The sequence below is a fragment of the Parashewanella sp. 2210YD4-3 genome, from assembly GCF_056591735.1.
Genome location: NZ_JBWQOG010000008.1, coordinates 142747 through 166262, shown reverse-complemented (window position 1 = coordinate 166262; position 23516 = coordinate 142747). Strand labels below are relative to the sequence as shown.

The 23516-nt window shown below is 38.6% G+C and carries 18 protein-coding genes; 11 read left to right on the top strand and 7 right to left on the bottom strand.

The window, feature by feature from the left end:
• Positions 1–336: 336 nt before the first annotated feature.
• From ppk1 to AC1EU0_RS13415, 5 genes are all read left to right on the top strand, one after another.
• Positions 337–2421, top strand: coding sequence for a polyphosphate kinase 1 (gene ppk1 / locus AC1EU0_RS13435; protein WP_480303001.1), 2085 nt, complete (start codon positions 337–339; stop codon positions 2419–2421).
• A 1-nt stretch (position 2422) separates the two neighbouring features.
• A complete protein-coding gene (gene ppx / locus AC1EU0_RS13430) occupies positions 2423–3904 on the top strand; it encodes an exopolyphosphatase (RefSeq protein WP_480302974.1) in 1482 nt (493 codons plus the stop codon).
• Positions 3905–3924: 20 nt separating this feature from the next.
• Complete coding sequence (locus AC1EU0_RS13425; RefSeq protein WP_480302973.1) at positions 3925–4581, top strand: glutathione S-transferase; 657 nt, start codon at positions 3925–3927, stop codon at positions 4579–4581.
• Between the two features lie 10 nt (positions 4582–4591).
• Positions 4592–4804, top strand: a complete 213-nt coding sequence (locus AC1EU0_RS13420) for a hypothetical protein (RefSeq protein WP_480302972.1) — start codon at positions 4592–4594, stop codon at positions 4802–4804.
• 63 nt (positions 4805–4867) lie between these two features.
• A complete protein-coding gene (locus tag AC1EU0_RS13415) occupies positions 4868–6070 on the top strand; it encodes a multidrug effflux MFS transporter (protein WP_480302971.1) in 1203 nt (400 codons plus the stop codon).
• Between the two features lie 34 nt (positions 6071–6104).
• Here the strand turns inward: AC1EU0_RS13415 and ushA (AC1EU0_RS13410) are convergent, their stop codons facing one another.
• Positions 6105–7880 (bottom strand): bifunctional UDP-sugar hydrolase/5'-nucleotidase UshA, encoded by a 1776-nt coding sequence (ushA, locus tag AC1EU0_RS13410; RefSeq protein WP_480302970.1) that lies wholly within the window; start codon positions 7878–7880, stop codon positions 6105–6107.
• Positions 7881–8198: 318 nt separating this feature from the next.
• Positions 8199–9446, bottom strand: coding sequence for an APC family permease (locus tag AC1EU0_RS13405; protein WP_480302969.1), 1248 nt, complete (start codon positions 9444–9446; stop codon positions 8199–8201).
• A gap of 555 nt (positions 9447–10001) precedes the next feature.
• On the opposite strand from AC1EU0_RS13405, the gene AC1EU0_RS13400 reads away from it, so the two are divergent.
• Positions 10002–12410, top strand: a complete 2409-nt coding sequence (locus AC1EU0_RS13400) for a TonB-dependent receptor (RefSeq protein ID WP_480302968.1) — start codon at positions 10002–10004, stop codon at positions 12408–12410.
• A gap of 153 nt (positions 12411–12563) precedes the next feature.
• A complete protein-coding gene (locus AC1EU0_RS13395; RefSeq protein ID WP_480302967.1) occupies positions 12564–13043 on the top strand; it encodes a type II secretion system protein in 480 nt (159 codons plus the stop codon).
• 73 nt (positions 13044–13116) lie between these two features.
• Here AC1EU0_RS13395 and ushA (AC1EU0_RS13390) read toward each other — a convergent pair whose 3' ends face one another.
• The 3 genes from ushA (AC1EU0_RS13390) to AC1EU0_RS13380 form a co-directional block, all read right to left on the bottom strand.
• Complete coding sequence (ushA, locus tag AC1EU0_RS13390) at positions 13117–14907, bottom strand: bifunctional UDP-sugar hydrolase/5'-nucleotidase UshA (protein ID WP_480302966.1); 1791 nt, start codon at positions 14905–14907, stop codon at positions 13117–13119.
• Between the two features lie 339 nt (positions 14908–15246).
• The gene (locus tag AC1EU0_RS13385; protein WP_480302965.1) at positions 15247–15921 is read right to left on the bottom strand and encodes an alpha/beta hydrolase; all 675 of its coding nucleotides are present in this window, start codon (positions 15919–15921) and stop codon (positions 15247–15249) included.
• Between the two features lie 9 nt (positions 15922–15930).
• On the bottom strand, positions 15931–16803 hold the full coding sequence (locus AC1EU0_RS13380; RefSeq protein ID WP_480302964.1) for a prohibitin family protein: 873 nt from the start codon (positions 16801–16803) through the stop codon (positions 15931–15933).
• Positions 16804–17019: 216 nt separating this feature from the next.
• Between AC1EU0_RS13380 and AC1EU0_RS13375 the strand changes: the two genes are divergently transcribed.
• Both AC1EU0_RS13375 and AC1EU0_RS13370 read left to right on the top strand, forming a co-directional pair.
• A complete protein-coding gene (locus AC1EU0_RS13375; RefSeq protein ID WP_480302963.1) occupies positions 17020–19725 on the top strand; it encodes an Ig-like domain-containing protein in 2706 nt (901 codons plus the stop codon).
• Positions 19718–20230 (top strand): hypothetical protein, encoded by a 513-nt coding sequence (locus AC1EU0_RS13370; protein ID WP_480302962.1) that lies wholly within the window; start codon positions 19718–19720, stop codon positions 20228–20230. The genes AC1EU0_RS13375 and AC1EU0_RS13370 overlap by 8 nt, the downstream gene beginning before the upstream one ends.
• 272 nt (positions 20231–20502) lie before the next feature.
• Here the strand turns inward: AC1EU0_RS13370 and AC1EU0_RS13365 are convergent, their stop codons facing one another.
• On the bottom strand, positions 20503–21417 hold the full coding sequence (locus AC1EU0_RS13365; RefSeq protein WP_480302961.1) for a 1-aminocyclopropane-1-carboxylate deaminase/D-cysteine desulfhydrase: 915 nt from the start codon (positions 21415–21417) through the stop codon (positions 20503–20505).
• A gap of 143 nt (positions 21418–21560) precedes the next feature.
• Between AC1EU0_RS13365 and AC1EU0_RS13360 the strand changes: the two genes are divergently transcribed.
• A complete protein-coding gene (locus AC1EU0_RS13360; protein WP_480302960.1) occupies positions 21561–21971 on the top strand; it encodes a YccF domain-containing protein in 411 nt (136 codons plus the stop codon).
• A 193-nt stretch (positions 21972–22164) separates the two neighbouring features.
• A complete protein-coding gene (locus tag AC1EU0_RS13355; RefSeq protein ID WP_480302959.1) occupies positions 22165–22662 on the top strand; it encodes a hypothetical protein in 498 nt (165 codons plus the stop codon).
• A gap of 2 nt (positions 22663–22664) precedes the next feature.
• Here the strand turns inward: AC1EU0_RS13355 and AC1EU0_RS13350 are convergent, their stop codons facing one another.
• Positions 22665–23504 (bottom strand): M23 family metallopeptidase, encoded by an 840-nt coding sequence (locus AC1EU0_RS13350; RefSeq protein WP_480302958.1) that lies wholly within the window; start codon positions 23502–23504, stop codon positions 22665–22667.
• Positions 23505–23516 lie beyond the last annotated feature (12 nt).

The window sequence follows — 23516 nt, the reverse complement described above, 5'->3', positions numbered from 1 at the left end:
GGCTACAAAAGAGAACCCTTGGATAGGAATGCTCATTGGCCTTTTATTTTTCTTATTTTTGTTTCTCATTAAACCCGCTGTGATGTGGTACTTTTCTCTAAAAAATAAACCTAAGACATAGATTGTGCATAGACCTCAGTAGTTTTTACTTTTGGTACATGTAGCATCAAGTTCCAAAAACAGACTGTCACAAAACTGAAATAATGTTCATACTAGTTACATGGTAAATTACTGTTACTCCAAGTTTTTCTTAGAGTCTCCAATTTTTCCATTTAGGGATCTCGAACAAAGAACTCAGTAGCCCACGTTGTTAAAGGAATTACATTCGTGTCGAAAATGATCAAACCTACTATGTCTAAAGAATTGTCGTGGCTTTCGTTCAATGAGCGTGTATTACAAGAAGCATGTGATGAAAATGTCCCTCTTGTTGAGCGTGTAAGATTTTTAGGTATTTTTTCTAGTAATCTTGATGAGTTTTTCAGGGTTCGTGTTGCAGAAATCAGGCGTGCCATTCTAATTGATAATTTCAATCAAGATAAAATGCAGCATAACCAAACCCTAATGAACCTTATTCAGGATAAAGTGCTTGAGCTACAAGAGCAATTTGACAAAAATTACAATGAGCTGATGCTAGAGCTGGCAAGAAAAAACATTTTTCTCATTAATGAGTTTCAGCTGTCTGGTTTTCATCAATCGTGGTTGAAGACTTATTTTAAAGATCATTTAAAACGACATATTTCTCCTATTATTGTCAGTAAAAACCGAGATCTAACCCAACAAATATCTGATGGCGTTACCTATCTTTGTATTTGTTTATATACGGATAAACGCCGTCAATATAGTCTGATTGAAGTACCGACAAAAAGTGTCCCTAGGTTTGTAAAGCTACCTGTAGAAAGCACCAAATCGAAAAAGCACTTAATTTTGCTAGATAATATTATCCGCTTTTGTGCCGATGAGTTGTTTAGACCATTTTTTGAATACGATGATATCGATGTGTATGCCATGAAGCTCACAAGAGATGCCGAATTTGATATCACTGATGAATTGGATAATACCCAGCTTGAGCGAATGTCTAAAGGCTTAAAAAAGCGCTTAACAGCAGAGCCTGTAAGATTAGTATATGACCGTGAAATGCCAGAACACATGCTGCAAATGCTCAAAACACGATTACAAATCAGCTCTACTGAGTTTTTAGTGGCGGGCGGTCGTTATCATAACTTTAAAGATTTTATGGCATTTCCAAACCCTAGCCGTAAGTCACTGGAATACGAAAAAATAACGGCTATTCCCAGTAGCTTGTTTGACCATTATCACAATGTATTTCAAGCCATTGCCCAAAATGATATTTTATTGAATTATCCTTACCATAAATACTCCTACGTTACTGAATTTATTCGTCAGGCTGCTTATGATCCTGCAGTTAAATTCATCAATATCTCCTTGTATCGTGTTGCCAAAAACTCACGCATTATCCAGTCATTAATTGATGCGGTAAGTAACGGTAAAAAAGTCATGGTTATTTTGGAACTGAGAGCAAGGTTTGATGAACAAGCGAATATCGAATGGACGCGAAAACTCGTTGAAGCTGGTGTTCAGGTTCACCATGGGATACCTAGCTTAAAAGTACACTCTAAAATTTGTGTCATTGGCCGTAATGAAGCCAACCAAACTCGCCTCTATAGTCATATTGGCTCTGGTAACTTCAACGAAAAAACCGCAAAAGTATATACCGACTTTTCATTATTCACTGCCAACCAAGAAATCGCTGAAGAAGTGCAGCAAGTATTTCATTTGATACAACACCCTTATCGCCAAGATAAATTTAACCACTTAATTGTTTCACCTTACAATTCTCGAAGAAGCATTTATCGATTAATCGAAGACGAAATTACAGCTGCAAAAAGTAACAAAAAAGCCAGCATCATTTTGAAAGTCAACAACCTAGTAGACAAACAACTGATCAACAAACTGTATAGCGCTTCTAATGCAGGTGTTAAAATAAAATTACTGGTACGAGGCATGTGTTCCCTTATTGCTAAAGTACCAGAACAAAGCAAAAATATTGAGGTTGTCAGTATTGTTGATCGCTTTTTGGAACACTCACGTATCATGGTATTTCATGCTGAAGGTGAGCAAAAAATGTTTCTGTCATCAGCTGACTGGATGACCAGAAATATCGATAATCGTATTGAGGTAAGCACACCAATATACGAGCCGAAGCTCAAAAAAATGCTATCAGATATTTTAAATATTCATTTTAGCGATAATACTAAAGCAAGAATATTAAATGCAGAGCAGTCGAATCCATATCAAAGACGTGGAAACAAGAAAAAAGTTCGCTCTCAACAAGCCATTTATGAATACCTCCAAGATTATGAAGCCAATAATGCACAGTGGCTAAACAAGGTTGATGAATAATATGAATCGAGTTTTACAAAAGCATTTCGTTGCAATTGATATGGGTTCCAACAGTTTCCATTTAGTCATCGCTAGAGAACAAGATGGCAGCTTGCAAATACTTCATAAAGAGAAGCAACAAGTAAAACTCGCCCAAGGGCTGAACCATAAAAATCAACTGTCACAAGAAGCCATTGAGCGAGGCGTAAATTGCCTAAAAGACTTCGCTCAACGCTTTTCTGAACTCGAGCAAACCCAAGTTAGACCCGTAGCCACGCATACACTTAGAGTCGCAGCCAATGTTAATGAATTTCTGCAAGCAGCCAGAAAAGTACTTCCTTATCCTATTGAAATTATTTCAGGACATGAGGAAGCACGACTCATATACAGTGGAATAGCGCAAAACCAAGTGCTGACTCAGCGAAACTTAGTAATAGATATTGGTGGCGGCTCCACAGAAGTGGTGATAGGAAAGAAAACCAAGCCTACCCACTTATCGAGTTTACGCTGTGGGTGCGTTAGCTTCCATGAACGCTTTTTCCATCATGGTGAACTAACAAAGGAACACTTTAAAGCCGCCATGACTGCCGCAGATAAACAATTAGCAACGTTATCAAAAACCTATTTTAATACTGAATGGACGACAGTATTAGGCAGTTCAGGCTCAGTGAAAGCTATTGTCGAAGCGGTGAAAGAAGTTGTTGGTGAAACAGAACTTACCTTAAAAAATCTAAAAGCGTTAAAGCAGCACTTAATTGAATGTAAAAACATTGAACAGGTTTTCTTCGAAAATGTAGAAGATCGTAGAACAGTTTTAATCCCCGCAGCCCTCGCTATTTTAATCAGTTGTTTTAAAAGACTTTCAATCAATAGTCTTAGCTTTGCATCCAGTGCTTTACGGGAAGGCGTGTTATACGAATTAGCTAAAATCGGTCAATACCAAGATGTGCAACTAAGAACCGTTCAAAGTATTGCAAAACTTTACCATGTTGATTTTAACCATGCTCATAAGGTCAACAATATGGCCATGGATTTATTTGAGCATGTCGCTGACGAATGGGGAATTCGAGATCAAGCTAGGCTGCTTGGCTTTGCTGCTAGTCTTCACGAAATTGGCATTCACATTAATTCTCGTCAACATCAAAAGCATGGCAGTTACATTATTAGTAACAGTGACTTGCCTGGTTTTAGTGAGCAATTGCAAAGCGACTTAGCCACACTTATCGCTAATCACCGTAAAACGCCATCGATTACCCACTTTCAAACACTCGCCCCTCAGCATAAACAAAATCTGATCTACCTTACCTGCATTTTACGTATTGCAGTACTTTCTAACTTGGGAAGAATTGGGTGTAAATTTGATTTTAACAAGGCTCATGCTAGCGAAAACACTCTCACTATTTCGTTGCCACATGCAACTAAGCAAAACCAGCTTTTTATCAAAGATCTTCGTCGAGAACAAAAGCGTTTGGCCTTATTAGGAATTGAGTTAGAATTACGTTAAAAAGTGAATAAAGTCGTACTATGACAACTCCATTGCTGTATTCTTTTCGACGTTGCCCATATGCCATGCGCGCTCGCTTAGGTATTCTCGCATCAAAAACTCAGGTAATAATCAGAGAGATTGAGCTCAAAAGCAAGCCTACCCCTATGCTGGAAGCATCACCCAAAGGCACTGTACCTGTTCTTATCGTTACTGAGGTACAAAGCCAGCGAGTGATTGATGAAAGTTTGGATATCATGTTATGGGCGTTATCTAAACAAGACCCTAACAGCGTCCTTGCAAAAGATGAAAAACAGAATCAAACAGCATTGGAGTTAATTGAGCGCAATGACCAAGAATTTAAATATTGGCTAGATAGATACAAATATGCAGACCGCTACCCTGAACATTCGCAAGATTACTATTTTAATCAAGCTTGTGGCTTTTTAAGTGATTTAGAAAAAATGCTTAAGCAGCAAGAATATCTTTTGAGTTCGCAGCCAAGTTTAGCTGATCTAGCCATCTTTCCATTTATTAGGCAATTTGCCTTTGTGGATAAAGCACATTTTGATTGCTTGCCCTACCCCAAATTACAGCAATGGTTAACAATTTGGCTGCAACATCCTTGGTTTGAAAAAATCATGGCAAAGTATCAACCATGGTTAGAGCAAGAACAAGAATACCTATTGATTCAGTAAGGAAACATTGGTGACAACATATTCTTTATATACGCTATTGATGCTCGGTATTCTTTTTACTCATGCCGCTTTTGCCATTGGTGCAGCGGTGTCCAGCGTTCGATTAACTACGCTATACAAAATTCTTTGGTCATTAATCAGCCTCACCTTTGGACCATTGGGCTATTATGCTTACAGAGTCACAATTCCTTATGAGCTGATTGTTGAATCAGAGCAGAAATAAACCAAATTGTGATACTTTTGTAAGCGCTTTCTTCATCGCTTCTTTTGTTTCTTTGAGCACACTATGAATAATTCATTTCCCATATCAAAAGCGTTTTTGATCCCGTTATTGGCTGCAGTTACTGCCATCACTCCTCTGGCTATTGATATGTATTTGCCTGCGCTTAAAGCGATTGCAATATCATTAAATACTGACACAAGTGAAATGCAGCAATCTCTAAGCACCTATTTGGCGGGTTATGCCGTCGGCTTATTATGTTTTGGTTATTTGGCTGATAGGCTGGGGAGGCGACCCTTAGTAATATTTGGTTTAGCCTTTTTTTCAATAATCAGTTTTTGGCTTAGCAAAACTACCGAGCATGATATGTTTTTCTTACTGCGGTTTTTACAAGCTTTTGCTGGTTCAGCGGCAACAGTAGTGATCCCGGGTTACATTAAAGAGCTTTATGGTGATGATACTGCCAAAGGCTTATCTTATGTCAGGTTAATCATGATGGGAGCTCCGCTTGTTGCTCCCGCTATAGGAACTTTTATTTTAAAGAGCTATCACTGGCACATGATCTTTATCATATTAGCCATATACAGTGCTTTGATGTTTGTTATTGTTTTTTGGAAGTTAAAATTGCCTAGCGATAGTGATAAGTCTGTTCGGACAGATAAAACCTTATTTGGCGCATACTCCACTGTTTTAAGGCATAAAGAAGCGCTACCTTACATTGCATGCAGCGTTTTAAGCTCTTTGGCTTTTTTTAGCTACCTAACCGCATCAGCATTCATTTTGATAGAAGTTTATGGTGTTACACCAGAAATGTTTGCCTTGCTCTTTAGCTTAAATGTTGGCTCGTTAATGGCAGCTAATATTTTGAACTCAAGAATATCGTCTCGATTTGGCCCAAAAAGAATGCTTAATGCCGCCGCGCTTTTAGGTATTGCTTCGGGTTTTGGTATGCTAGTCGTTAATTTAATAGGCACAAATTATATCGGAATGATGGCTTTTATTATGCCTTTTTTAGCAAGTTTAGGGATCATTTCCGTCAGTTGTGATGCGCTAGTTCTAATGAAATTCCACAAAGAAACAGGTAGTGCTTCTGCAGTTGTCGGCACACTCCGTTTTGCATTTGGCGCACTTGCTGGCCCGATATTAGCTTTCTTTTATACAGGAACCGCTATGCCGTTTGCTTTGTTAGTGCTGACTACTGTTATTTTGATTTATATTTTGCAATTTAGGGCAAGGCAAGAAACAAAGAAAAAAGACCTTCTTGTTTAGGAAGGTCTTTTGGTCTTTCAATTTTGTAATTCACTTAGTTGGTAGGCGGAGTTGCAAGCTTACAGCCAAGATCTGACTCTGAACCTTCATACACTAAATCACTAGCGACAGGTGCGTAAGGCTCTAGATTAACCGTACCATTATTTTTTGCAGCTTCAGATTTGAAGAAATCTGACAATGCCACCCAATCTATAATACCTTGTGAAACATCAACCACAGCTTTGGGGTAAGCTGAATCAGCTCCTGTTAGCTTAGGATATTTATCACCACCTGATGCACTAAAACTGGGAATGGTAAAGATATATTTAGTTGTATCTGCAATATTGGTATAATCATCATCAGCAGCATCTTTAATCTGTACATTATCTACACTTTTACCTGTGCAATTAATGGTCATTTTGATCCCATAAAACTGGGGATAACCACCCGAACCAATTTGAATAGTTGCAACTGTACCTAAGTATTTTTTTATGTCAGCGCCTGTCATCGTAACTTTATATATTTGATTTTCAAACGGCTGTACAGTTCGAACATCTCTTGTCGTTACATCTCCAGCAGCAATTGAATCTCTCACGCCACCAGAATTCATTATCCCGAAGTTGGCTTTATTATTTTGTGTCTCAACTTGAGCTGCGGCAATGAATTTACCCAGATTGGTTTGCTTGGTTCTAACGACATTTTCCTCACCAACCTTACCAACTAATTTCTCAGTTGTTTTTGCAATAGGCTGATTAAGTTCTCCTTCACCTCTTTCTTGATAAGGCTTGAGGATGTCTTGTGTAGAAACATCTACTGGAATTTGCTCGCCAACAACTTTATCATCAACTTTAAGGTTAACAGGTATAAGCTTATAACTCACCATATGCAAAGCATTGTTGTAGTATTCAAAATCTGCGCGCCCAACATATCTACCCCAGTCACCTGCTTGGAAAATATATGTATTATTTTGTCTATCCGGGGTGCAAGCTCCACCTGGAGTATAATCGTTAGTACAAGTTAAGTTTTGTGAATGCCCACCAATAATTGCTGCAAGTTTATTGGCATATTTATCAGTTAACCCTCTAGCTAAACTAACATCACCTGCGGCATTGCTACCATGTGCAGCATCTTTATAGTATCCCATGTGTGTGACGGCCATGAACACATCTGCTTTATCACCAATTTCGTCAATTACCTTTTTGGTTTCACCGACAGGATCTTTAAAAGTATAATCACTAACAAATTGAGGATTGCCTATTGTCTTAGTATCGGTAGTTGTTAACCCTATAACTGCAACTTTAAGACTACCAAAAGTGAAAATTTTATAAGGTGTAAATACGCGTTCTAACTTTGTATTATCATCTGGATCTTGTCGATAAATATTAGCCGATAAAAATGGGAAGTTAGCAGTGCGAGCTTGTTCATCAAGCACCGACCTAGGATTATCAAACTCATGATTCCCCAATGCCATTGCATCATAACCAACCAAATTCATGCCCACAAAATCAGGAATTGCATTTTGCAAGTCTGATTCAGGAACTCCTGTATTTATGTCACCACCAGACAATACCAATACAGAACCACCCTCACCGGTGACTTCTTTCTTGACCCTATCGACAACTGTTTTTCTTGCGGCCATTCCTCCTTGCCCATCTTCATCAACCCAGAAACGCCCATGATTATCGTTGGTATGGAGAACTGTAAACCGCACACATTGATCACCAGCATCTCTACAAGATTTTGAACCAGGCTTATGATTATGACCACCACAACCAAATAATGCAGCGCATGCTAAAACGACTGCCGCCCCCTTTAATAAATAATTTTTCATAGGAACTACCTCATAACTCATAGCAAATTGCTAAAAATGTTATTTGAAAGTCAGCCCTGACAGTGATTTTTAATTTAGGATCCAACCCCATCCGGAAACTAGATCATAGGAAGGTAAAATTGAACAGTGTGAATGGATGATTAGTTTTAGACCGAATAGTCTTTAGAGGCAACATAACCCTAGAAAAATGCCGTTTAGATCACATTATGAATTGAATCACCACCACCTTTATTTGCACGTACACAACAAAATCAGCGACATTTGAGCAAAACAGTTACCTTCTCTTTGCAATTATAAATCTCTGTGTTTGATGAAGTATTAAATTTCCATCTTTAGCTGTTGTGGTTTTAGCATCAAATAAACCAAACCTACTGCTAGCCAAGATACCCCGACAATAATTGCCGTAGAAGATAAGGATGTCCATAACCAGATAGTAAGTCCAAAGCCAATGAGCGGCAGCAGCAAATTACTAACCAGATTACGACTCATTTGATCAATGAAAAAATACTTAAATACAGCTAAATTCACAAAAGTAAAGGCAACGAGGGCACCAAAGCTAATCATATTAGATGCCAAAGTTAAACTCATAAACATTGATAAAAGTGAGATAATCGACACTACAGCTATTGCAACAACGGGGGTTTCAAATTTTTTATGTAAACGGCTAAATACAGTTGGAATAGCTCCATTTCCACCCATTGAGTAAAGAACACGGCTCACACTCGCAATGGCCGCCATTGCTGTCGCTAGGCATCCAATCAAACTCATGCCTACAAAACTGGCTTTAAAGCTCTCTCCCCCAACAAAGCTGATCAACTTAAGTCCCATGGTATCTGGATTGGTATTTTGAGGCCAATGTGGCACCACTAACTGCCCTATATACGCCGTCAAAGAATATAATGTTCCGCTTAATAACACGCATAAAATTATTGCTTTAGGGATCGTTGACTCAGGCTTTTCCGCCTCTTCGGATAATGTCGATATGGATTCAAAACCAAGGAATGACAAACATAAAATAGCTGAACCACTGATAAGCATAGAAAGCTTAACTTTAGGGTCATAAAAAGGTTGTAAAAAATCAATTTCGGTCTTGGTATGCATCAACACTATAATGCTTAACGCTAAAAAGGCTGCAACAAACAGCAACTGACATGCCACTAATGCCAAATTTATTTTACTGACTAGTTTTATACCTAATACATTTAACACAAACACGACAACTGCAGCTGCGATTACCCAATAATTCTTTGCTATTTCAGGGAAATAATCATGCATATAAATACTTAAAACTAAATAACAAAGCATGGGAGCAAGTAAATAATCTAACAACAATGCCCATCCCACCAAAAAACCAAGCTTCGTTCCAAACGATTTTGTCGCATAGGCATACGCTGAACCTGAATTAGGTGCAACCCGTGACATCCTGCCATAACTGATAGCGGTAAAAATTATAGCGATTAAAGTGATGATATAGGCAGAAGAGATGTGAGTATGAGTCACCTGCTGCACTGCTCCGTAAGTTACAAATACAGCTAACGGAGACATAAACGCTAACCCAAAAAGCACTAATGATGGTAACTCTAAGACTCGTTTCAAAACTGACTCCTAAAATGACGACTACTATAGGGCATGTTGAACTTTCGGGTTTATTTTTGCAGCGACAAATTGGTTATCTTATGCAAGGCGGAGTTTGTGAGGTGTAGTTACTCTACATAAGCAAACGATAACGCAGCAGAAGTGACCAATTTGCGTTGTCTTCGATGCTTTTGAGCACTTTCTGTTCCGTGTTGTGACCAGTTTACTTAGATGACTAAGCTTCACTGCTCACGCCTTGAAGAGAAGAGTGCTCAAATAGCACAAAATTTAAACCTGAAGGCTCAACATGGCCTAATCAAGTTATAGCTTGTTTTGATTAAAGCACTTACTACATTAATCAAAATTTATTCGCAGCTCATTATCTCAGTTGATACTGGTAACTCCTGAATCAGAGCAATTATTCATCTATAGATGTGCAAGATCATATTTTTGTATTTTTTTATTCAAAAGCTGAACTTTCTTCTTGCAATATAAATGCAAATCAATATCATTTTCACCAATTTTTAACGTTAAGGTATTGTATAGATGTTGCCGTTTCGCCTATCACTTCTAGCTGTTGCATGTAGTAGCACTTTATTCTTCCCAACTGTTCAAGCTGAGACAAACGATTCAGAAAAAGCTGATAACGATATTGAGCGTGTTACCGTTTATGGTCGCCAGAACAAAGTTGTAATGGACTCTGGTCTAGCGACTAAATCAAATATGTCTTTGATGGAAACACCTGCGGCTGTTGTCGTCGTTGATAAACAGCTTCTTGATTCTCAGGGCTTAGATGATCTTCAAGGTGCATTGCGCAACATTAGTGGTGTTATCCAATCAGGTAACAACTATGGTATCGGTGACAATATTGTGGTTCGCGGTTTAGGTGCAAATTACACTTATGACGGCATGTATGGCGGTGCAGGCTTAGGTAACAGCTTTAACCCTACTCGCTCACTAACTAATGTTGATGCTATTGAAGTGTTAAAGGGCCCTGCAACCGGTCTATACGGTATAGGCAGCGCCGGTGGTGTGATCAACCTTATTGAGAAAAAGCCTCAATTTGTTGATCACAAAGAAATGAAGCTAGAGATCGGTCAATGGAATACCAAAAGTCTTTATTTAGACAGCACTGGCGGCATCACTGATACAGTTGCATACCGTTTCGTCGGTAAAACGGCTCGTAGTGATGGCTTCAGAGGTCTACAAAATGACCGTGATGAAGTTTATGGTTCTGTAAAATTTGTTCCAAGCCCAACTCAAGATATCATGCTTTCTGCAGCATACATTAATGATGCACTTGCGGTAGACTCAATTGGTGATCCAATTCGTAGCTTCAACTCAAATGATCTTAACGGAAAAAAAGCCAGTGAAGTGACTTGGGAAGATCTTGTTAATGACCCAAGCGGAAAAGGAACACAGCTAACAGAAGAGCAGCGCAAACAACTGGCTGCATCACTTCGCCCAAATGATGGTGAAACGCCATTTAGACTTGGTGGTACAGGCTTAATTTCACCGCTATCAAAAGCTAACAAAGGTGAAGAGCTTCGTTTTAAGCTGACACATAACTATCACTTCACTGATAATCTATTTTTGAATCAGCAATTACAGTACCGTGATTACAAAACTGGTTTTACCCGCCAAACTGGTGCATATAACTACGTTTATATGAAACGTAAAGGAATCATTCATGAAAGTGAGCGTGCACCATTAGTCATTGATGGAAAACTTCATCCATTTGCTGCACGTCGTCAAGAATACCGTCGCGTAAACGCTGATGAGAAGTCTTGGCAGTACTTTGCAGACCTTCGCTATGATTTCGAAATTGGTGAAATGAATAACGAAATCTTAGTTAATGCTAACTACGAAGATAGAAAGGTTGACCTAACTCGCCACTCTATCTGGGATCAAGATTACAAAAATAAAGATTACACAGGGAAGCTTCCTTACATCTTAGATATTCGTAATCCTAACTGGCCAACAAAGTCGTTCAACGATTACGATCCATTACTTACAGCAAACTACTTAAAGTCTGTAAACGCATGGGGAGTAGGTGTTCAACATGTAGGATATTGGACTGATCAAATTACCACTCGTGTTGGAGTTGCTTTTAATGAAATTGAGCAAACTTATAAACATCGCGGTGTTGATGCAAGAATGAGAAGTGCTGCCCCTAAACCGGAGGCGGATAATAAAGATAATGGCGTTACCTATAATTTAGGTATCACTTATATGCCGTTTGAAAACATGTCTATTTTTGCTAACCATGCGAAAGGTAGAACAGCATACAGCATTCTAGGTGGCATTAATGCTGACGATCAAAAACGTGAAGACTCAGAGTCAATCAGTAACGACTTAGGTTTCCGCTTCAAAGGTTTTGATGATCAGCTTTTAGCATCTTTAGTATTCTTTAAAACTGCCCGTACCAACATTCAGTACGGCAACAAAGACTATGAAGATGAAAACACAACTCCTGATGTACCTCAGTTCTTCTACGACAAAGAAGAAAAAACCAAAGGTGTTGAGCTAGATGTAAATGCATTATTGAATGATCAATGGAAATTCAATGTGAATGCACTATATCAAGATGCCTATGAAGCTGCAGTAAAAGGCAAAGAGGCAGGTAGGAAGAAAGGCGTACCTCGTGTAACGGCTTCTACTTGGGTGACTTATACCAACACCCTACTTGGTTTACCTGAGCCATTATCATTAAGTGCTGGTGTAAAGTATATGGATAAGCGTACTACTGGTTCCGTATGGTTCGGTGTACCTAATGGTTATATCCCTGCATATACAGTGGTTGACACAGCAGCGAGCTACCAAGTACAAAATTGGACCTTTAAGTTGAACTTAAACAACTTGTTCAATAAATACTATTACAAAAAAGCCTTATTCCAAGGTGGTTTACCGGGCGAAGAACGCAACGTTAAGTTAACGGTTAGCTACAAGCTTTAATAGTTAGCTTTAAATTGATCGGTCTCATATTTGAGGCCGTTTTTTTATCCTCTAACAATGACTAATTAGCCTCTGTAATCTCTGTTATTTTCACGATAGAATATCTGCTCAGTATATGCCCGACTTCATGGAATAGGTTTTAAAGGTTGTTATATGCATAAGCGAAATGCAGGTTTTACCCTTATTGAATTAGTCACAGTCATTGTCATTCTAGGTGTTCTAGCCGTTACCGCCGCCCCTAAATTTATTAACTTTAGTGATGATGCTTATAAAGCCAAAAACAAAGGATTTTTTACTGCTTTTTCTGGTGCGGTAAAGCTTTATGAGTCTAAAGCCACAATTGCAGGCTTAGGCAAGAAAGGAGCTCTGACAATTAATGGGCAATCAATTGTTTTCTTTAATAGGTTGCCTGAGTGTGTTCTCGGTGGCTATTGCAATACTAATAACGATGGCAGAATTGGAGGTTCCGAATGCGAACAACTCTGGGGAGCAATAATGTCAGAGCCAATGGAAAAATATACTGCTTTTGGAGATGGAAGTAACGAATGGACTTGTTGGTTTCGCTTAAAAGATAATCCCAATTTGGGTTTTAATTATCGCCCTGATGGAAGAATTTTAGAGATTGTAGAATAAAAAGCTTAGCCGAATAAATTTTCTAACCAAAAAGCAGCCCGAAGGCTGCTTTTTCACTACTTACTTAAAATTGTTACTTTGGTTTCTTTATAGCTGGGCAGCCATGCTCAGAAATTGGATTGGTGTATTGAACCTTACCAATGACAGGTGCAAACTCTGCAACGTTCACTGATTTTTTATCCTTAAAAAAGCTATAAAGAACTTTTTCATCAACCAGTCCAGCTGTAGTTACAACTTTCGCTTCTGGGAATGCGTTATCATCACCAACTAGTTTAGGGTAACCATCACCACCATTAGCAGCAAAGCTTAAGACGGTAAATTTGTATAAATCATCCTTAGCGAATTTTTTTTCATTGATATTACTAATGTCAACAGTGCTTTCACCACAATCAACAGTCATTTCAAGGCCAACTAACTGTGCATAAGCACCAGAATTAACTTGCTTGGTTGCGACACTACCTAAGTATTTCTCAACATCAGAACCTTTCATGGTAACTTGATAAACTTCGTTTCCAAAAGGTTGAACAGTTAGAACATCCCTATAAGTAACATCACCTGCAGAAATAGATGCTCGGATTCCACCAGAATTCATAATCGCAAAGTCAGCATCTTGAATAGGAGCTTGCCTTTGTGCCTGAGCAATTAGGTGACCTAAATTAGTTTGTTGAGCCCTAACAACTGTTCTTTCACCTTCAAGTTTACCATCAGTGGTCGCAATTGTTTCACTGGTTTCAGCCTGACCTTTTGCTTGATAGGTACTCAAAATTCCTTGAACTGTTAAGTTAGGTTCAATTTTTTTAGTAAAATAAGTCGGCTTGCCGTCTTTTAGAATCGGATTACCATACTTGTCCTTCTCAACTAAATTGATTGGAATTAATTTATAACTAGCTAAACTTAACTTACCATTAAAATACTCAAAATCTGCACGCCCTACATACTTACCCCACTCTTGGGCTTGCATAATGTAGGTGCCATTTTGCATATCTGGTTCACAGGCCTCGCCTGGTTTGAAATCAGAATACTTATTAGTACCTTTTTCCATACAAACTGGATTTTGAGAGTGACCACCTATAATTGCATTCAGCTCACCTTCATCTAATGATCGTGCTAGCGTTACATCACCTGGTGCATTACTTCCTGATTTTCCATCAGCAAAATGTCCCATGTGTGTTACAGCCATAATTACATCAGCTTTGTTGCCATCTTTAATTTCTTTGATAACTTTTTTTGCTTCAACTGCTGGGTCAGTAAAAACTAGATCTTTTAAATACTTAGGGTTACCAAGATGAGAAGTATCTGTAGTCGTAAAACCGATGACCGCAACTTTTAAACTACCAACATTGAATATTTTATATGGTTTAAAATATCGAGAAAGCTTAGTAGTTCCATCTTTTTGTTTTTTACTTTGATAAATGTTTGCAGCTAGCATAGGAAAGTTAGCTAACTCACGCTGCATCTCCAAAACATCACGAGGGTTGTCAAATTCATGATTACCAACTGCCATTGCGTCATACTGTAGTAGGTTCATACCGACGAAGTCAGGCACCGCTTTTTGCAAGTCGGACTCTGGCACACCAGTGTTAATATCACCACCGGACAACATCAAAATCTGGCCGCCACTTCTTTCTACTTCGTTACGGATTTCGTCAACAACAGTGGCACGTGCTGCCATTCCTAGTTCATTGTGTTTATTTCTCCAAAATCTACCGTGATTATCGTTTGTATGTAAAACGGTTAGCTTCACACACTGATCGCCTGCTTCAGCACAGGTTTGTGGTTCGTGTTTTGAATCAGAATCATTACAACCAGCTAGTGCAGCAAGAACAGCTGTAGCAACCAATCCTTTAATTAATCTAGTTTTCATGTTTATCAACCCCATTTTTATTTATTGGCTTTTTGCCAAATTTTTATATGAATTTACGCTTAATTAACGTAATTCGTTAGGACGGGATATTAACAAACAGGAAAACAACTAAGTGATAACAAAAGTTCAAATATGTGAGCTAAGCCATTATTTTTTATTTGTTTTTTTGACACCATTTTTTCACAAAATAAATAATATATAACAATTTAATTATCAAGCTGAAAATAATAAAAAGCACTTAAGGTAGCATGTCACCCTAAGTGCTTCATTATTTGGATAATTTAAAAAAAACTCAAGAGACGATGACTGTCTTAACAAAAGAACGAATAAAAAACAGCCTTAGTCATCAAGACATTGCTTAATCCAATCTCCGATAATCACAAGCTGCTCAGGTAATACACTATGAGGCATTGTGAATGTTTGCCATTTAGATTGATAACCAGCCTCTGTTAAGGCTTTATATGCCATTTCCCCTGCACTAACAGGAACAACAGGATCTTGATCACCATGCTGCTGTAAAAAAGGCGTTGATTTGTTCGCTTCATTCACACCTTCAGGTAACGTATCACCATTCGGTAAATAACATGATAATGCCATAATTCCTGCCAAAGGCTTAGGGTAACGTAATCCAGTAAACAAGCTCATTACCCCACCCTGACTAAAACCAGCAAGAATAATTTTATTAGAGTCAATCCCCTCATTTAATTGAGATTGAATAAATTGATGCACTCGCTGCTCGGACTCTTTCACACCATCAATGTCTGCACGATCTAATAAATCCATGCTTTTTATGTCATACCACGAACGCATAACGAAACCACCATTAATAGTGACGGCTTGCTCTGGTGCATGTGGAAAGATAAAGCGAATTGAATGATTTTCTGGTAGCCCTAGCATAGGAACTACAGGTGCAAAACCAGCACCAGAATCTCCAAGACCATGCAGCCAAATTACTGTTGCCGTAGCAGGTTCCTTTGGCTCAATAACAATGGCTTGTTTAGGATCAAATGACATCGTATAACCTTATTTTTTATTCTCTAATGAGCGCATATCCATTATTGGCATCGCACCATTTCCCAATATAGTTGCAGGAAGTTTACCATCCCAAGCCTGAGCTTCGGTTAATTTTACAATCAATGGGTTATTTTTTAACGCTTCAGCTTTGGCTTTAATCGCTTTAGCTTCTGCTCGACCTTTAAATTCAATAGCCTGAGCTTCAGCTTCTGCCACTTTGATTATGCCTTTTGCTTTTGCATCTGCTGTATTCACTGCACGCAAGGCCTCTAGTCGCTGCCTTTCTAATTTGTGTTCTTCTGCAGCAGCTAAGTTCTTTTCTGTTTGTTTAATTTCAATCGAATTAATGTATTTTTGCGGTAGCACAATGTTTTCGATTTGAATGTTATCGACTATCACAGGGAAAGCAGACATTTCTTCAGATAAACGACGTTCGATCCCCTGAATGGCTGAAGCTCGATCTTGGATCAATTGTTCTGCTTCAAATTGAGGAATGGTATCCTTGGTGGCACTACGAAAACGAGGGTCAAGGATACGCTGCTCGAACTGAGTTAACCCACCGTATTTTTTATATAGATCTAACGCCGCTTCTTTATTTACTGTCCAGTTAACACTTACTTCAACGGTAACAGGCATTTGCTCTTTAGTACTTGATGCCATTTTTTCGGAATTTTTACGTGTTCGAACTTCGATGGTTTCAACTGTCTCAATGAAAGGGATTTTGAAATGTAAGCCTGGAGTTTCTTGGTGTTTTGCTTCACCAAAACGTTTGACTACTCCCATATGACCTTCATCTACAGTATAAAATGAGCTAGCCACAGCCATAATCGCAACGGCTCCCACTGCAATTTTAATAGCGCTTCCTGCCGATAATTTATTCATTATTATTACTCCTTTCTTCTTTTAAGAACGGAGCACTTTACCAATAAACAACAAATTTACAACAAGATAAGGAACAATTTATCGCTGAAAAAACATCACGAAAGATAAACAGCCCCTAACACATAGCTGCAAAAGTAATAGAACATAACCATAACATCTGGTTTTTTTATCTTACTTTGATAATAATGAAACTTTTACATGAAATGGAATTCCGTTTTGCGCATTTCTACTTTAAAACTTTCTCTGCTCGCAATTTCTTTATTATCCCTTTGGGGCTGTGGAGGTGGAGGCAGTGACGAACAAAAGATAAATCAAGCACCGCAGCTTTCTCATTCGACGCCGCCAAGTATTGAAGAACGTTCTCAAGTAACCTTATCCATTAATGCCACAGACTCTGATGGAAGCATTGCTTCTTACTTATGGACACAAACCGTAGGCCCTCAATTAACCTTATCTGCGAATAATGCTGCTAGCGTTACCTTTACCACACCTGAAGTCAAAGATGACAAGACTTTAGCCTTCACGATCAGAGTGACAGATGATGCCGGAGCCAGCAGTTCACAAAGTATTTCAACAAAAATTGTAAACGTTAATCGCCAACCAATACTTACTGATGCTTCTATTGAGGTGGAATTTAATCAAAGCAAGGTTTTCACTGTAGAAGCGACTGATCCTGACGATGATACGCTTAGCCTTTCAATAGAAAAACAACCAGAACATGGTGCCCTTGAGCTCATTGATTCAAACGCAAACAGCTACAAATACACTCACAATGCTGATAACACTCTTACTGATAGTATTATATTCAAAACCAGTGATGGCGATCTCACTTCAACTGCAACTTATAGTTTAAACCTAGTAGATACAACGGCTCCTGAAGTTACTAGTATTTCACTCAAAGCTGGCGCCAAACAAATTAGTATCTCAACACCTATATCACTCGTTTTTGATGACATCATTCAATTTGTAAATTCAGCACCATCAGCAAGCTGCGATAGTGCCTTTCAATTATCGAGTGATGATTTCAATACTTGTGTTCCACTCAATGTCGACTTCAGCAATAAGAGGAACTTTACATTAACCCCTACTGTAGAATTAAAATTGGCTACAAGCTATCGATTAAGAGTTAATGGAGATAAGATCAAAAACTTTTCAGGTGTAGCCGCTGAACCCAGAATAGTCTCTCATTTCATAACTCATCAAGCCGACCTCCTTATCACAGAGTTTTCAACCAGCCAATTTACCGATGACAATCGCTGGATTGAAGTTTACAACGGCTCTAGTAAAGATATAAATCTAGCTAATTATCTTATTCATACGCAAAGCATTAATTTAGACTCCAATCAGATTACAGATAGCGATTATTTCGAATTGCCAGACCAAATTATAAAAACAGGTCAACGCATCATCATTCAAAGTCGTTTTGATAATTCCCTTTGGCAAAACAGCAACATTGGATCAGAGCAACTTGTTCTCATCGGTAATCGTACTGACAATATCAGACCCGCTTGGTTTGCTAATGGCTTTATTGAACTGCTCAATTCTCAAAAAACGCAAACTATCGATTTTGTTCGCTTCGGCAATAATTCACAAAACCCCGTCACTCCCAAAAACTGGTCAGGTGTAGGCGTTTCATCTGTAGAGGAGACATTAGGCTTTAGCATCGTTCGAAGTTTAAATGACGAAGACAATAACGTTGCCGAAGACTGGAAAATATCTCGTTTCATGACTCCAGGCGGAGAGAATGACGTTACATCTTGTAATGTTGATGCCGATTCTGATGGTATACCTGATTGCGCAGAAGTTGAAAATAGTACGTTTGCGGGCTTACCTCTTTATCAATGGGGGGCGAGACAGAACCAAAAAGATATTTTCATCGAAGTCGATTATATGAAAAGCACTGATGCTGGCGTTATTCCACACCAAACAGCATTAACAAAAGTCGTCGATACCTTTAAAGAAAAAGGTTATAGCGTCCACTTCGATGTTGGAGATTTGTATCACAATGGCAATGGCATTTCACTCGAAAGTATGGACTTGGGCGGTGGTAATGAAATTCCATTTTATAAGCAAACTGTCTGGGTCCCTACAGATACCGCCCCGAGTATTATTGAGCATAAAACCCAAAATTTCGACATAAGACGCCGTCCCATTTTTCACTATATGCTAATGGCAAATAGCCAGAAAGAAGATGGTAGTGCAGGGTCATCAGGAATTGCTGAAATTAATGGAAATGACTTCTTTATTAGCATGGGTGGATGGGGGTTAAACTTAAACAATCAACGCTCTGAAAACATTGCTTTTAACATGCAGGCTTCTACCATCATGCATGAATTAGGTCACAATTTAGGCTTATTACACGGTGGTAATGAAAATACTAATTACAAGCCGAACTTCTTAAGCGTGATGAATTACTTATATCAACTTGATGGCCTGCCGACTATAGGAAACCGTGAAGGTGACAGATATTACCGTCGATTTTTTAAGGATAACCTAAATTGTAATTTAGAAGATAACCAATTAAATTTCGGGCCAGCAGCATCGCCTACTGATTTTAAAATGGGCTACTCATCTGGTACGTCGAGAGATATTGATGAAGCAGCCATTACAGAGATACAAGGCTTTGGCTATGATAATTCAGTAGCTATTGATTTTAACTGTAATGACAATATCGATAATCTACCTTATTCACGAAGCGTTAATAATGACAGCATTATCGGTAATCTTAGAGATGTTAATGAGTGGAGCTTAATCAACCTAAGATTTAATCGTTATTGGAGTGGGAATGCAAGTGGTCTTGGTTTTAATTCAAAAACAATAAAGCCTGAGCATGTCATGAATAATGATAATCAGCCTTTAATTCAAGAAAATGAACCACCACAGGAATTATTACAACAAATAAGAGCATTCAGTAATGATTAAAGCAGCATTCCTCATCATGGTTTTCACACTTCTTGGCGGATGCTCAGCGTCCAGCCAAGAAGTCAAAAATCTTTGGTCGATCAACAATGGGCAACTATTCCAAAACAAGCAGCAATTTACATGGGATGAAAACCTACCAACTTCATGCTCAACGTGTAAAGTCAAATCGCACCAATTCTATACCCCTCAAGGAATAGAAAGCAGTTTTACGTTAAAAGACGATTTGGGGTTAATTGCTCAAAAAGGCATTACCGGAGCTAACTTTTTTTCCGTTACCGATCAAAATGAAACTCAGATATTCAGGTTTTCAAATCAAAAAGATACACAACATTTACTACTTGCAGTAAGCAACCAAGAGCTTGAGTTGCCATTAAAAGAAGTTTTACGATTTACCGTAAATGGCAAAAAATATTCTATTTGGATTGATTCATTTTCACAGTCTTCTGACCATCCGCAACAAAAGGAAATAACTCAAATTCATTATTTGATAGTCAAATCGGACTAGGGCGTGTTGATCTTTCAGGATTAAATTTTGTGCTATTTGAGCACTTTTCTGTTCAAGGCGTGAGCAGTGAAGCTTAGCCATCTAAGTAAGCTGGTCACAACACCGAACAGGAAGTGCTCAAAAGCATCGAAGACAGCGTAAATTGGTCCCTTCTGCTGCGTTATCGTTTGTTTATGTGGAGTAACCACACTTCACAAACTCTGCCTTGCATAAGATAACCAATTTATCGCTGCAAAAATAATCACGAAAAATCAACACGCCCTAGAGTGTAATTATGACCAGCTTTTTCTTTGATACCGCTTAAGCATGGTTTCATTACCTTTTAGCCCGCCTTGATGAAGATAAATTATCGCTTCATTTCCCAATGTATTGAGATATTCCTTAAGTGCGATAAGCCCTACAGGGTCATAGAGTAATTCAAATTCGATGCCTGAAGCATGGGCTTGTTGCCAAATCTCAAAACATTCTGGATATAACTTTCCAAAATGATATTTTTTAGCAGGGCTAATGATTGAAGGGAATGAACGACCTTGATTTGCCAACATTTTAAACTGTTTCTGTAAATAACCTGCATCTCCAACTACTGGACAGGTTACTACCTCAATATATGGAGCATTGTTGGCTAAGTACTCATGTAAATAAAATGCTGTAGTGCCCGTGCCTGATGGTAAGAAAACCTTAGCTGATTTCACTTCTTTTTCTGTACACCAAGCTTCTAGCTCTTGTGCTAATTTATGCACTCCAAAACGAGCATATTCACAACGCCCACCTTCTGGGACCAATAGCTTTGACGTTTGATGATGATATTTTTGCTCTAACCAGATTTGCTTTTCATCTGCGGTAAGATTCAACTCTTGAGGAAATACAATAACCTCAGCCCCTTTTGCTATCGCGCCTGCAAAATTGCCAACTGGGTTTTCTTTCAAATGAGTGGGAATGCGATCTACATAAAATTTAAGTTGCCAGCTTTTGAGTTCAGCCAAACACGCCAGTGACCATAAAGAATTCGCTTGGCAAGAGCCATATCCCACCAGCGTGTCTATTTCTGGAAATTCATTCTCTAAAAAATAATGAAATTTTCGAGCCTTATTACCACTGAATTCAGGGTGCAATAAGTCATCACGCTTAATGTGTAATTCGTGTTCAAGTAAATTAATGGTAGTAACAGGGCTTTGGGTTAATTTCATCAATTTGTGGTAATTATGACTAACTCAACATAGCCGCTATTCTACCTCATTGCCGATATAAAGCGTAAAATTAAGCAATTAGCACCTTGGCATATAAACTGCTTCAGAAGCATTAGATTAAATTTAGAAAGGAAAAAACTCCTATGTCTGTATTACGATTTATCTTTAACATTGCTTGGTTCATTATGGGTGGTTTTTTAATGGGCTTAGCTTGGTGGTTAGCTGGGCTTATTTGTTTTATTAGTATTATTGGTATTCCCTTTGGAAGAGCATGCTTTGTCATTGGTGAAATGGCATTTTGGCCATTTGGCAATGAGCAAACCAATCGTCGTAATGTGAAAGGTTTTGAGGATATCGGCACAGGAGTATTTGGCACTATAGGTAATGTTATTTGGTTCTTATGTTTTGGTATTTGGCTAGCAATCGGTCACTTAACTCATGCCCTAGCCTGTTTTATTACCATTATTGGTATCCCATTTGGTATTGCTCACTTAAAATTGGCCTTACTGACACTCGCTCCGATTGGTCAAACAGTTGTAACCAAACAGGATTAATATCAATAATAATCTCAAAATGAAAACCTAGCCCTCACCGCTAGGTTTTTCTATATTAAATCATCCAGTAAAAAATATTTAAATTTAACTAGCAGAATTAGAGTGCTAAAACGACCAGTTCATACAGGTCTTATTCAGTACAGAATAAAGATTATAGAAAGGAATATTTAGGAATAATTCTGAGGAAAAAACAATGAAACCTTTAGCTTGGCTTGCATTCCCTTTAGCCTTACTTTCTTTTAGTACTTTGGCGCATGGTTTGCCATGTGGTGCTCATACTCAAATGAAATTTAGCAGTAAACATGGCAACTGGGAGGTGCGAGCCGAACATGTAAATCAGATTGCGGATATTGTAAACCTAGACGATCAATGCTCACCTTTAGATCAAACCGCACCTGGTACCGATGTAAGTCAAGATAAGCAAGAAGTAACAGGAACTGTCATTACTCCAGAAAAAGGGTTAAACACTGGACAACTTCTCGGTGAAAATGAGGACTTTGATACTGGGCTATTGTTCTCCATGGTGTATCACCCAAAAAATGGTGAAGAGCATAAACACCCAACACCAACTTGCCTGTTTTATGTTGCTGCTCATAGTCCTGGTAACCCAATTACAAGAGTTTTCGAAATAAATGGCGCTGTTTGCAACATCAGTGAACAAGGTACAACCTTTTATCTATCAGCAGGATAAGTTTATTGCTTTAATGTCTCTTTCATAGAAGGCACTATGGTAGTCGGATCAAGGCGCATTTGATACCAGTTAATGCGCCAGTCTAAATGTGGCCCAGTAGAGCGACCTGTAGACCCAATTTCTCCAATTTTTTGCCCTTGCTTTACTGTTTGCCCTTTCACTACATCTAATTTGCTTAAATGAAGCATGCTAGAGCTAACCCCATAGCCATGGTCAATAATGATGGTTCCACCGGAGTAGAACATATCAGGAACAGCTAAAGTGATTACGCCATTGGCCGGAGCAACAACTGGAGTTCCTGTTGGCTTAGCTACATCTACACCATAGTGCGGTCGGCCGGGAATCCCGTTATAAACCCGCTGACTACCATACACGCCAGAAATACGTCCTTTCGCAGGCCAAATAAATCGAGTGAAAATACCATCTAAATCAGAGTCGGTATTTCTTGCTTCTCGAACTTGCTTACTGTCTTTTTTTGCCCGAGCCACGGCTTTTGGGTCAGGTTTCATTATTTGCTTAGCGATGCCATCTACTCGCTGAATACGATATTTCTTTTTCGATAAAACCACTTCTCTGCTCATCTTTGAGCCATCACTCAAAATAGCTGTAAGGGTATTTTTTAACTGAGCTTCACGCCCAAATCCAACTACAAATTTACCTGAATTAGATACTCGTACAGGCTCGCCATTAAGAAATAGTTGAGCACCAACTGGAGCTAGACCTTTCACTAAAGTACCCTGCTCAAATTTTCCAAACAGTTTGATGGTGTCGTTGGCTATTGCCAGAGATGATAAAAATAGAAAAGGGAAAAATAGGAAATAAGAAAGAGTCTGCTTTTTCATGGAATTAGCCAC